We start from the raw sequence: 12,313 nt of genomic DNA, 5'->3' as shown, positions 1-12,313 counted from the left end.
CTCAACAAACTAATTCAAATAATACGATATAAATTTAATGTACAATCGAAGATTGTCTTTCTTTGAATATTAAAAATTTAGATTAATACCCGGGTACTTGCTCGTTAAATAATACTGAAAATGTTGTATATTCCATTTTACTAGTTTTCATTAATTCATCCATGAAAGTTGTTTCCAAGTATTGCCAGTATCATTTTTCTGATCTAGGCCTGGGGTACTTCTTCCTTTTAGAATTTGTTGCGTTAATAGTTGTTTTAATTCACTTACTTTTTCTGGGTAATCAGCCTGTACATTAGTTGCTTCTGCAATATCTGTATCTAGATTATACAATTGAATTTTTGGAAGTGTTTTAATATAGTCTTTATCTTTCTTAGGGTTAGGGTAACTCCACCCGCCAGAATCTGGTGTCATTATTAATTTCCAATCGCCTTTACGGATAGCAAAATTACCATTGATAGAATGATGAATGGTAGCTTCTCTTGTACTCCTATCTTTTCCTTCTAACAAAGGCATCATACTAAAACTGTCTTCACCATCACTAGCTTTCATTTTATAGTTTACGATCTCAGCACTGGTAGCAAAAAAATCGGTAGTACAAATGGTTTGATTGCTTACTGAACCTGCCTTTACAGATGCGGGCCATTTAACGATAAAAGGAACCCGATGTCCGCCTTCAAAAATATCTGCTTTATGGCCTCTAAAAGTATAACTAGGAGAATGGTTTTTTGCAGTTAATTCATCAATCTTTGCAGCAGGTGAACATCCATTATCACTAGTAAAAACAATTAAGGTGTTTTCTTCGATTCCGGCATCTTTTACTGCTTTTAGCAATTGCCCTACATAATCATCAAACATCATTACAAAATCACCATAAGGGTTTAAGCCACTTTTATTTTGCCATTCTTCGGTAGGTAAAATGGGTGTATGTGGCGAGGGTAAGGGTAAGTATAAAAAAAAAGGCTTTTCTGCTGTAGCTTGTTCTTGTACATACTTAATACCGCGTCTAAAAAAATTAGGAGTCACATCTTCATGTACAAAATCAGCAGATGTTAATCCATTTCTCCACCAACCGTATTTTGATTTACTTTCAGTTAATTCCGTAGGTATTTGAGTGGCAAAACCATTCTCAACATATACATAAGGTGCCATGTCTAAAGAACCGCAATGCCCATATGCATAATCGAAACCTAAATCGTTGGGTGTATTGGTAACCTCTTTGCTAAAATCTATTTCATTATTTTCATTTTTTGCCCAATCCCAGCCTAAATGCCATTTTCCAATGAAAGCCGTTTGATAGCCCGATGCTTTTAAAATAGAGGCAAGTGTACTTCTATCATTAGGTATTAATGCTTTCGATGTACCCCTCAACACACTCCTTTTTAATCTAGAACGCCAATTATAACGCCCAGTTAAAATACCGTATCGAGTTGGTGTGCATACAGATGATGAGGTATGTGCATCTGTAAACATCATCCCTTCAGAAGCCATAGCGTCTAAATTGGGGGTTTTTATTTTTCCATTCTCATTAAAACTAGACAAATCCCCATAGCCTAAATCATCCGCTAGAATGTAAATGATGTTTGGTTTTTTCTTTGATGTTATTTTCTCAGAAGCATTTTTTTTCTGTGTAGATGAGCACGATACTATCACTAGGCTCAAAATTAAAAATAAAGTATTGTTAATTAGATTTTTCATTTTGTTGTGTTTTTATAGTCAAGATTTGGTTCTGGCATAGACGCATTGGTTCCTATTAGCATGTTTTTTAATTTTATATGAAGCGTATTTGCTTTTTTTGGATATTTATGAATCAAATTTGTTTTTTGTTATGGTTGGAAAATAATCTAAAGTAAAACAAATTGCTCCTACTTGTATTCTTGGTTTTATTTTAAGGAGACTTAACTGTCTGGAAAACCAACCGAAATGGTATTATTTATATCTAATATATTCCCTTGTACCACTATGATTTCTAATAAATATGACAACTTTATTTATCTTTTTGCAGTTAATTAGTTATGTTATAACTACATTTAATTGATTGTTTTACAAAGCCAAAAAAGCTTCCCTTTTTTTTGGGTTTATTTTTTTGAAGTGCTGTAGATTTTATGTCATAATTTTTATTTAAAGGTTCGTTTCTAATTGAGTTCATATTCTAAAGTTTTTGGTTATTTATATTCTGAGTTATTTTCAAACAGATAATTTACCGACTATTTAATTGTAATAAAATATTTCCCTGATTTTTTAGTATTAAATTCAATAATATCTTCGTCGGTAATTTTATAGACTATTTGTTTACCCATACGATCTTTTAATTGAACACCTTTAGTGTTAGGCAATTTGATACTGCATTTTCCACCACTTTTTGAGAGGATTTTAACGGAGGATATCTTACTATTTTTCCAGCGTAATGATACCTCAAAATTACCTCTTGCTACTAATCTATCAAATGAACCTGTTTGCCAAGCTTTGGGAAGTGCTGGCAGTAGCTCAATAAAACCTTCATGACTTTGGATCAACATTTCAGCCACACCTGCCATTGTGCCTAAGTTTCCATCTATTTGAAATGGCGGATGAACAGTCCATAAATTAGGAAGTGTACGCTCTCTTAAAAATTCAGAATATACTTCATACGCTTTTTCTGCTTCCTTGGTTCTTGCACGAAGGTTCATTCTATGCGCCATTGCCCAACCTGTAGTTTTGTTACCTCTAAAATCTAATACTGTACTAGCGGCTTCCATCCATTCTGGCTTTTTAGAGTCAATTAGGGTTCCTGGGTAGAGGCCGCATAAATGCGAAATATGTCGGTGTTTTGGATCTCCAATATCTCCATATTTCTTTTCTTCTCTATATTCTTTTATCTGTCCTGATTCTCCAATAATAATAGGGTCTAATTTATCTATTTGATTTCTAACTATTTCCAAAAAAGGGTCGTTGGTTCCTAAGATTTTAGCACTTTTTAATAAGTCGTTGTATGTTTCCCAAACAAAGCCTTGATCAAAAGTAGTTCCTATGGTCATATAGTGCACGCCGTTGTGTCTTTGCTCTGGAGATGCAGAACGATCTACTAATAATTTACCATCTTCAGTAGCTAATAATGTTTTCGATAAAAAGGTACTCATACCTAACAAAGCAGGATACACTTGTTCTCGAAGGTAGGTGGTATCTTGGGTAAATTCGAATCGATCCCAGAAAAGTTTTGTTGTAAAACCTCCCGTGCCAGGACCAGAATGACCACTTGATCCGTTAACATGATAAGCGTTTGAGCCTGTTCCGATAGCCCAACCATTTCCTTTTTCACTGTCAACAAAAGCACTGGGATGCCACTTCTTTATATAGGTATTTGCATGTTGATATGTCTTTGGTGTGAACGCGTTAAAGTATTCTTGATATCCAGTAAAAGTTTCTGCCAGATTCGTGTTAAATGCACCCCAATAATTCATTTGCACATTAATATTGTGCCAATAACCACCAGACCATGGGGTGACATGGTACTGACTCCAAACACCTTGTAAAGTGCTTGGCAGTGTTCCTTTTCTAGAGCTAGCAATCAACAAGTATCTTCCAAAGTGGAACATTAATTCTTCCAAATAAATATCAGAGGCATCTTGCTTGTAATTTTCCACCAGTGTTTTAGTAGGAATATTAGGAACAGAAGGGGATACTTCTAAATTAACCCTAGAGAATAGATTTTGGTAATCTTTGAGATGCGATTCTTTTAATTTTTTATACCCCAGAAGACTAGCATTCTCAATTATTTCTGTTACTTTTTTATGAGGAAATATTTTCGAATTTAACTTTAATTCTGTACTATCTTGTAGGAAAATATCCTCATTTAATTCGTAATTGGTTCCTGTTGAAATCAATATAGTTGCTGAATTGGCATCAATAATTCTAATCTCGTTAGATCCATTCTCGTTATTTGCTATAAGCTTTCCACCCTCGTTAATTATTTTAACCTGTCCTTCAAAATTAAGACTGAAAGATGGAACGTTGCCAGCGAATGTGATTAAATTATCTTGAGCTGTTGTATTGGCATACTTTGCAATATTTTCTATAGTTTCTCCTGAATGGTTATATGCATCTGCACTTCTTAAATAAGGAACAACAGCACTTACCGTTAAAGATAGCTTTGCTTTTTTGCTTGCTTTAAGCTTTATCGCTATAACGTTCTGCGGATAATTCGCAAGATATTCCCTTGTATATTTTACACCTTCATATTCATAACTCACATTTAAAATTGCTTCATTAAGATTAAGCGAGCGCTTGTAATTTTTCACCTCATAATGGTCGAATTCCAGAAAAACCTCTCCAAAATTGGTCAGCCCCCCATGTCCATAAGGCGCACCGTTGGTTAATGTTTTATCCGTTATTTGAATGCGTTCCATATCCGTTCTGCCAAAAATATTAGCACCCATGTATCCGTTACCAATGGGGTAAGAATGTGCTTCCCAATCCGAATCTGTAGGATAGCCTCTCGCTTGAATTCGAGAATAGTCTTTACCTCGATTTGGGGCGGGTTGATCATCCCAAATTTCATACGTACGATGTGTAGCATTTAATTGTGAAGTATTATTTTGAGAAATAACACCTTTAGAAAAACTTAAAAAAGAAATTAATACTATAATTCTAATTATTTTGAACATTTTTTTTGTTTTTGTGACTATTTTTTTTTTGAAATTTACTGCTTATTAACAGTTCTTTTCTCTTTGAGAAATGTATATCAATTACATTTTTTTTAGAGGATTTTTATTTACTGTAAAGTAACGGTAAGTTACTGTTATTTGTTATACTTAAAACCTTCATATTTGTGTATAATTCAAACATTTGGCATATTGTTAGTTCTATTAACATATAGCAGGAGTTAGACTAAAACTACTGATGCTCTATCAGTTTTAGTTTCGTTGATCTTTTTATTAGCTATTACAGGAGTCAAACATTTTTAGTTTTTTTGAAACTAAAAATCCTAAAGATGTACTTTTGAACCCCTAATAACGGATTTTCGACAACTAAACAAGTACTGGTTAAGTTATAACCCTTTTTTATTATTATTTTATAGTCTGTATATAATAATAAAAAGCTTACAAATTAGTAAGCTTCTTTTATCTATATTTAATTTCCTAAAGTACTATTTAACTAAAAATAAATTTATTAGAATATTCTAAAGGTGTCAGCCCAAATTTCTTTTTAAAGTATTTACTAAAATATTTAGGGTTCTTAAAACCAACTTCCTGACTTATTTGCGAACTATTAATTGTCCTTTGCATTAATAGTTCTGATGTTCTTTTCATTCTAAAATATAAGATAAACTCGTTATGGGTACAGTTAGACCATTCTTTAATCTTAAGAAACAACTTTGCTCTACTTACCCCTAATTCTGAACAAAATAAAGCAATATCAAATTGTTCATTTCGCATATTATCTTCGACAACGATTATGGCTCTTTTTAATAAGTCGTTGTATGTTTCCCAAACAAAGTCTTGATCAAAAGTGGTTCCTATGGTTATATAGTGCACGCCATTATAGCCTCTTAGTTACCTGTGGAAGCTTGGTATTAAATTATAGGAGAACAAACTATTGCAGATGCCATTTTAGATAGGTTAGTTCACTCTGCTCATAGAATAGATATAAAAGGAGAATCTATGGGAAAAAATTAAGAAAAAATCATTAAACTTATACCACAAATGAATCAACTTTTAGTACCTCCTTTACACTGCTCAGTTTAATCCGCCCGAGGTGGCTCACTTTGACCGCCCTATCCACTGCAGGGGCTGGATGAATAATTACCGATTAACAAACATTTATGCTAAACTTAAAAAGTTGGATGAATGGTTGCGAAATAGGTTACGATATTGCTTTTGGCACGATTGGAAAAAGCTAGAAAGAAAACGTAAAAACCTCATTCAAGCAGGCATAGAGCAAGGACAAGCTTATGCTTGGAGTAGAACAAGAATGGGATGGTGGGCAGTAGCCCAAAGCCCTATACTTAAAACTACAATTGCCCTTTCTATACTTAAAAGAAAAGGCTATGAGCCAACGACAGATTACATAAATAAGCAGCAAACTTCAATTTGGTGAACCGCCGTATACGAGCCCCTTAGGTACAGTGATGTGAGAGGCGCACTGTCTATCTTTTGGCAGACAGCCGTATACTCGATTAGCTTTTGTACTTTACTCAAACCAATTACTAATTAGAATTGCACCTAACTAAAAGGATTCTTTTAATTAAAATCATTGAAAATAAGATCATTTTATTTTCTTGGCAATCTTCTGCGCTAAAATTTTGTATCCTTCGTTATTAATATGGACTCCATCAGTTGTGTATTGGTACTTCTTTTTCATCATTTTATGGATATTTATAAGATGAAGGTTCTGTTCTTTAGCAATCTCCTTGATAGTTGGGATTACCCATTCATTAAGTTGTTCTTTACGTCCCAGAAGATTTTTGTTCTTAGGTTTCTTTTTTGCCCAAACGGGTAAAGGTGTTATTACATAAATCTCCACTTGCGGATTCTTGTTTTTAAAGTCATTAATAAGTTGAATGTATCCTCTTTTGAATTCTTCTTTGGGCGTCCCCATAAAATCGGTTTTTCTGGTTTTATCTTTACACCATTTAGGATTAGCATCATTAGTCCCAAACATTATTAATACAATATCAGGAGAAAATTTAAGTGCATCTTTGTATTGAGGTGTCTTGTGATAGGGGAAATAACTACCGTCAATAATGGTTGCTGCACCTTTACCAAAATTCTTTACCTGATAGGCATTGCCTAATTCTTGTTGCAAGAATTGAGGATATTTATTTTGCGTATTGCTATCGCCAGAACAAGCTAAAAGTTTTAAGTTTCGACTAATAGTAGGGTTTCCTCGTAAGTAACCCAAATTTGTTAAAAAAACATCGGTATCATACATGGTTAAATTAAAATATTTATCTCCTATACCTTTCCTAAAGTAGTCGCCATTGAAAAAACCGTGACCAACATTTTCTATGGTTATTAGTTCACACTTATTACCCACTTCTTTCATGAGCTGTGTAAAACGCTTTGCATTTTCAATTGGTACCGTTGTGTCTTTATTTCCATGAAAATTAATCATAGGTGGTAGGTTTGTCTTTATCTGATGACAAGGAGATATTTCTTTTTCACGCCCTTTTACTTTCTCACTACCATATCCCTTATCTGTTGTGTCGAAGACTGGATTATATCCAATGACAGCATTAGGCATAGAACTAATCGTCAGGTTTTCGTCAGGATTTTCATATCCATCAATGATTGCGGTACATATGGCAACATGTCCCCCGGCGGAAGCACCACTTGCTACAATTTTATTCGGGTCGATATTTAACTCTTTAGCATGTTGACGCACCCAGCGAATAGCAGATTTGCCATCTTCTACACAATCAAATGGAGTGGTACCGTGCTTGCCCTTTATCCGATACTCTGCGCTTATGGCTAATATCCCCCTTGAAGCCAAATATTTACTTTGCTGATAAAATTGTCGAGGATGACCGCCTGTCCAACCTCCGCCAAAGAAGAATACGATAGCAGCAGTTGGTTCTATGGATGTAGGAGGTTTAAATATATGTAAACTTAGACTATCTCCATTTATCACTTTGTATAGCAATACTTGATTCGGTTCAATATTTTCAGCACGAGTACTAAATGTTATCAACACCAAAGTAATTGACAATAATAGTGTCTTTCGTATTCTCATAATTTCTTTCCTTAAATTTAATCAGTTTATTATATTTTCACTTCTCTTAATATCAAATAGTATGATGCTTATCTCTTTTTGAGTATGTCTTGTCCTGAAATATGGCTACAGATAAAAATTGAATTAAGCTGATAATTTATATACCATATTTGGTGTTTTATAGTCTAAAGATAAATGTAATCTTATTTCGTTGTATAATTCGGTGCGTTGAATAGATTCATTATGTAATAATTTCCAATCTTCCAATCGAACCGCAGCCGTTGACCATCAATTTGCCTGATTCGGATTGTCGTTTACCTTAGGAAATCCCCATTCCCAAAATAAAGGTTTTAACCTTTTAAGGGGGATGTTCTCAAATATAGAACTTATATTCTCTCCATCGGCTTTGTAATCTTCTGGTAATTTTATTCTAATTCGAACTTAAAAAAGGTTACCATTTTGCCCATTTCGACATCAGGCATTGTTAAACTTTCTTTTAAAAGGCTTAAATTTTATAGATGAATTCTTCCCCCTTTTGCAAATCAAGGGTGATATCCTTGCCTTTATACCTCAGTACCACTTTGTATCCAAACAATGATCGTATCCTTGCCTGAACTAAAGTCCCTTCGTTCCATTCAATATCAACCTCAAAACCATTTGCAGCCCGTAAGCCATTTATTTCGCCTTTGTCCCAAACATCGGGAAGAGCAGGAAGTAAGTCTATGATTGGAATTTCTTCACCATCAATATTTTTTGTTTCATGGCTTTGTAAAAGCATCTCTATTATGGCTGCACCACCACCAAAATTCCCATCTATATTAAATGGTGGGCATGATGCCAGCATATTTGGAATGAGCCCTGGTTCCTTATAACTACCGGGAGCAAATAAATTACTTAAAATAGTATAGGCATGATTTCCATCCTTTAGTCTTGCCCAGCAACTTGATTTCCATGCCATTGCCCAACCTGTTCCTTCGTCTCCCCTGATTTCTAATGAGCGTTTTACTGCATTAAATAATTCAGGGGTTTTGTCTTTTGTAATTTCATTACCGGGACTTAGCCCATACAAATGTGAGATATGTCGGTGTTCCGGGTATTTTTCTTTATACTCTTTGTCCCATTCCAGTAGTTGCCCCTGGCTTCCTATTTGGTACGGTTGAAGATTATCCCTTTGTTCCTTTATCGTTTTTACAAATTCAGTGTCGATCTCTAAAATTGCAGCAATTTTAATACAGTTGGTAAACAACTCTTTTATCAGCATAATATCCATCGTCGGACCTTCACTAAAAGCACTTGCTCCATCCCCACCAAAAGAAGATGCTAAAACAGCGTCAGTATCTTTTTCTGGTCCCTTTCCTGTGCTTCCTTCAGGATAAAACCTGTTTTCAGGCGATGAACCTACAGGAGTGGTGTAATACCCGTTTTCGGATAGTACCAACCATCCACTCATAAATTCAGCAGCTCCTTTTAATACGAGCCAGTTTTCTTTTAAAAATGCTGTATCTTGGTTATAGTTATAATGTGTCATTATTTGCTGACAGAGCCAAGCTCCTGAAAAGGGCCAAAATGAACAATTGTAATAATCAACAGGTTCGGCACCACGCCAAATGGCTGTATTGTGGTGTGCTGTCCAACCATCTAATCCAAATGCTTCCCGGGCATGACGAGTACCATCCACCGATAGCTCTTTTGTGAACCGAAGATTAGGTTCTGAACATTCACTTAGGTTAGCTGCCTCGGTCATCCAATAATATATTTGAGTGTTGATATTCATGGTATAGGCACTGGCCCAAGGAGGAATGATATCTTTATTCCAAATTCCTTGTAGATTGATGGGTTGTCCGCCTTCACGGGATGCGGCAATCGTTAAATAACGGGCATATTGCATGAACAGCGCACTGAATGATGGATCCTTTCCATTGGTAAATGCGACTATTCTTTCGTTGGTCGGTAAAAGGCTTTGCGCTGTTAAATCACCCAGTGAAAAATTTAGCCTATTAAACAAGGACTGATAATCACTCACATGATCTTCTTTCAGGTCATCGAAATCCTTAGCAAGTGCTTTTTGCAGGTTGGCTGTAGCCACTATCGATGGGTCAACACCCTCCTTACTCGGGCTTTTATCAAAACCATTAAAACTGGTGTCTCCGGATAAAACAACCTTTATCTTATCAGCATTTTTTACGATTAATTCATCACCTTCAATGGTAAGTGTACCTCCTTGTAATTCAACACCAACGCGACCTTCGTAAAATGTTCCTTTGCCATCAAGCTGATCGCCATACATAACGTTACTGCGACCGGGGATTACATTTCCTTTTTCATCAAAAAGTTCAGGGTACATCCATTCTTGATTCCAGCCTTTTATTTTCGAAATTGATCGACGTAGTGCCAAGGCCGGGGCTTGTCCATTCATAATTAAGGTGTTGTTTTGTGCAGTGCTAACTGCAGTTGGATGGGCACCTTCAAGCCGTATGCGACAGGAAATGCTTTTGTTTTTACTTGCTTGAACGCCCAGAACTATGACTTGATCTGGATGGCTTGCAAATACTTCACGCTGATAAGACACATTCCCAATTTGGTAATCTGTTCTGCATACTGCAGTTTCCAAATTTAAATCCCTGCGGTAATTTTCTATGTTCTCACCGTGGTCAAAATCAATGTATAGGTGTCCAAAGGGCTGATAACAATCCTGCGCCCTTCCCATCCATTGGGAACCAATTATTTGCTCTACCTCTACCAGTTTACCTTCTTTTACCAACTCTTTTACCTTCGGCAAGCTTTTGGTAAAATCAAGATCAACGTGCCTGTCTCCGGGTTCTCCCGAATACAGGGTATTCTCATTTAATTGTAAAGTTTCGTTGGATACGCCTCCGTAAACCATGGCTCCCAAAGTACCATTTCCAATGGGAAGAGCTTCGTACCAATCGGTAGCCGGCTTGTCATACCATAATACAGTATCCCGATGTTGTTTCTTTTCTGCACACCCTGATAAGAGCGTTGCTGCTAATAAAATAGTTATTGAATATTTCATCGTTTTATAATTGTTTGTTTTATTTGTTGCAGATGGATTTTGCTTATTATCCAGTTTTCTTTTTCTTCCGTTTACTTTGGAATCCCCAGGTCCTCAAACCTTGCCGGTAAAACCGGAAAGGTAACCGTGGTTATGCTCAAATATGTCAGTAAATCCTAGAAATTGGCATGGAAAACGATTGGCATATTAAAAGTTTAGAGACTATTAATCCTAGAAATATTTTCTTTGTCTTCATTATTTATCTGAAATTTAGTTTTAAATCGTTTTATTGAGTTATACGCTTAGCGTCTGTTTTATTTGATTTTGATATATTGGTTTACTTTCTACCATTCTATTAATCGTTTTATGAAATATGCTGGTTTTAAATTGAGAGCGATTAATTCTAAAACAAAACTCATCAAAGTATGCTTGAATATGCCATTTACTTACATGAGTTGGTATTGCTCTCAACCATGACTTAACTTGCATAATCACAATGTGTAATTGTTTGAAATTAGCACCATTATTACTATATATTTGGTCAATGTCATACATCTGTTTTAAAGGTTGGTAACCTCTCCATTTATCAGTTACTATTTTAGCAGATGTGCTTATATGCTCTTCAAATATCGGGGTTAATGATTTTGCAGAATAGTCTTTGATGGATCTGATATAAACTCTTTTAACTTTATTGCCATCTGTTAATTCTACTGCGATAACAGCCTTTTTCTTTTTCGTATCATAACTTCTTCCTTGTTTGCCTTCTTCTTTCCCTCCAACAGTAAATTCATCAACATGGATTAATTTCTCTAAAGGATATTTTTGACTGCTTTTCATTGCTTTACGCACTTTTTGCATGAAATACCACGCTGTTCCTTGGCGAATGCTAAAACGTTTTCCCATTTGAATACTTGAAATACTTTTACTACTTGTACTCATTTCAAAAACCACACAAAAGGCTTTTTGCAATCCAAATTTAACTTTATGAAATAAGGTGTTTGCAGTGGCGCTTTCTACGTGTTGACAGTTATAACAATGGTATCTATAATCTACTTTTTCACAGCCTTTGGTATGACCACATTTCATACAAGTAAATCCATCTTGCCATTTTATTTTGGCTAAATATGCTTTACACGCAGCATCATTTGGTAATTCTTTTATAAAGTTTAGTATATCTTGACCTTCAAATTGTTCCATATCTCTTGTTTTAAAGGTTATAATATATGGAAATTAAATGACTAACTCAATCGTTTTATTTTATCATCTATATCCGTGGATGCTTGGCAAATAAAAACTGTCCTCAATAATTAGCTCTTCTGTTGACTCTGAACTACAGCTTAAGATTAAACTAAAAAGGAATAAAGAACAGTTTAAAAATTTTAATTTTGTATTGATTTTTAAAAGTTTTAGTTAGCATCATGGTTTATGGTTTTATTTAGTACAATTTATATTGTGCCGAAATTATACTAAATAAACTTTTTAAAAATTCATAAATAGGGGCTTAAAAGTCCCAAATATCTAGTTTTTAATACTTTCGAGTCAAAACTATACTCTGTTAACGCCGTATTAAATGTTTTATTTATAATTTAAAAAACTTCAGGAAATGAAGGAACC

General features: G+C 34.8%; 7 protein-coding genes and 1 pseudogene. 2 read left to right on the top strand and 6 right to left on the bottom strand.

Annotated features, from left to right (window positions below; genetic code table 11):
* Positions 1 to 150 precede the first annotated feature (150 nt).
* The 3 genes from BST83_RS00845 to BST83_RS00835 form a co-directional block, all read right to left on the bottom strand.
* Positions 151 to 1,695: a sulfatase family protein gene (locus tag BST83_RS00845; protein WP_104808155.1), complete on the bottom strand. Its 1,545-nt coding sequence runs from the start codon at positions 1,693 to 1,695 to the stop codon at positions 151 to 153.
* Between the two features lie 509 nt (positions 1,696 to 2,204).
* Positions 2,205 to 4,640: a glycosyl hydrolase family 95 catalytic domain-containing protein gene (locus BST83_RS00840; RefSeq protein ID WP_104808154.1), complete on the bottom strand. Its 2,436-nt coding sequence runs from the start codon at positions 4,638 to 4,640 to the stop codon at positions 2,205 to 2,207.
* Positions 4,641 to 5,126: 486 nt separating this feature from the next.
* The gene (locus tag BST83_RS00835; protein WP_146092077.1) at positions 5,127 to 5,510 is read right to left on the bottom strand and encodes a helix-turn-helix domain-containing protein; all 384 of its coding nucleotides are present in this window, start codon (positions 5,508 to 5,510) and stop codon (positions 5,127 to 5,129) included.
* 18 nt (positions 5,511 to 5,528) lie between these two features.
* Between BST83_RS00835 and BST83_RS20255 the strand changes: the two are divergent.
* Positions 5,529 to 5,651, top strand: a pseudogene (locus tag BST83_RS20255) (ATP-binding protein); the annotation flags it as partial.
* A 79-nt stretch (positions 5,652 to 5,730) separates the two neighbouring features.
* Positions 5,731 to 6,072 (top strand): group II intron maturase-specific domain-containing protein, encoded by a 342-nt coding sequence (locus BST83_RS00825; protein ID WP_437438448.1) that lies wholly within the window; start codon positions 5,731 to 5,733, stop codon positions 6,070 to 6,072.
* A gap of 168 nt (positions 6,073 to 6,240) precedes the next feature.
* On the opposite strand, the gene BST83_RS00820 is transcribed toward BST83_RS00825, so the two are convergent.
* The 3 genes from BST83_RS00820 to BST83_RS00810 form a co-directional block, all read right to left on the bottom strand.
* On the bottom strand, positions 6,241 to 7,665 hold the full coding sequence (locus BST83_RS00820) for a DUF459 domain-containing protein (RefSeq protein WP_205853532.1): 1,425 nt from the start codon (positions 7,663 to 7,665) through the stop codon (positions 6,241 to 6,243).
* A 526-nt stretch (positions 7,666 to 8,191) separates the two neighbouring features.
* A complete protein-coding gene (locus BST83_RS00815) occupies positions 8,192 to 10,720 on the bottom strand; it encodes a glycoside hydrolase family 95 protein (protein WP_104808151.1) in 2,529 nt (842 codons plus the stop codon).
* 273 nt (positions 10,721 to 10,993) lie between these two features.
* Positions 10,994 to 11,896: an IS1595 family transposase gene (locus BST83_RS00810; RefSeq protein ID WP_104808150.1), complete on the bottom strand. Its 903-nt coding sequence runs from the start codon at positions 11,894 to 11,896 to the stop codon at positions 10,994 to 10,996.
* Positions 11,897 to 12,313 lie beyond the last annotated feature (417 nt).

It is taken from the genome of Polaribacter filamentus, assembly GCF_002943715.1.
Taxonomy (GTDB): domain Bacteria; phylum Bacteroidota; class Bacteroidia; order Flavobacteriales; family Flavobacteriaceae; genus Polaribacter; species Polaribacter filamentus.
The sequence above is the reverse complement of the archived record's forward strand: the minus strand, read 5'-3'. Positions and strand labels throughout refer to the sequence as shown.

What these genes read in the sequence shown, in the direction of transcription:
- BST83_RS00845 (WP_104808155.1), bottom strand. Translation starts at nt 1,695, where the DNA reads ATGAAAAATCTAATTAACAATACTTTATTTTTAATTTTGAGCCTAGTG.
- BST83_RS00840 (WP_104808154.1), bottom strand. Translation starts at nt 4,640, where the DNA reads ATGTTCAAAATAATTAGAATTATAGTATTAATTTCTTTTTTAAGTTTT.
- BST83_RS00815 (WP_104808151.1), bottom strand. Translation starts at nt 10,720, where the DNA reads ATGAAATATTCAATAACTATTTTATTAGCAGCAACGCTCTTATCAGGG.
- BST83_RS00810 (WP_104808150.1), bottom strand. Translation starts at nt 11,896, where the DNA reads ATGGAACAATTTGAAGGTCAAGATATACTAAACTTTATAAAAGAATTA.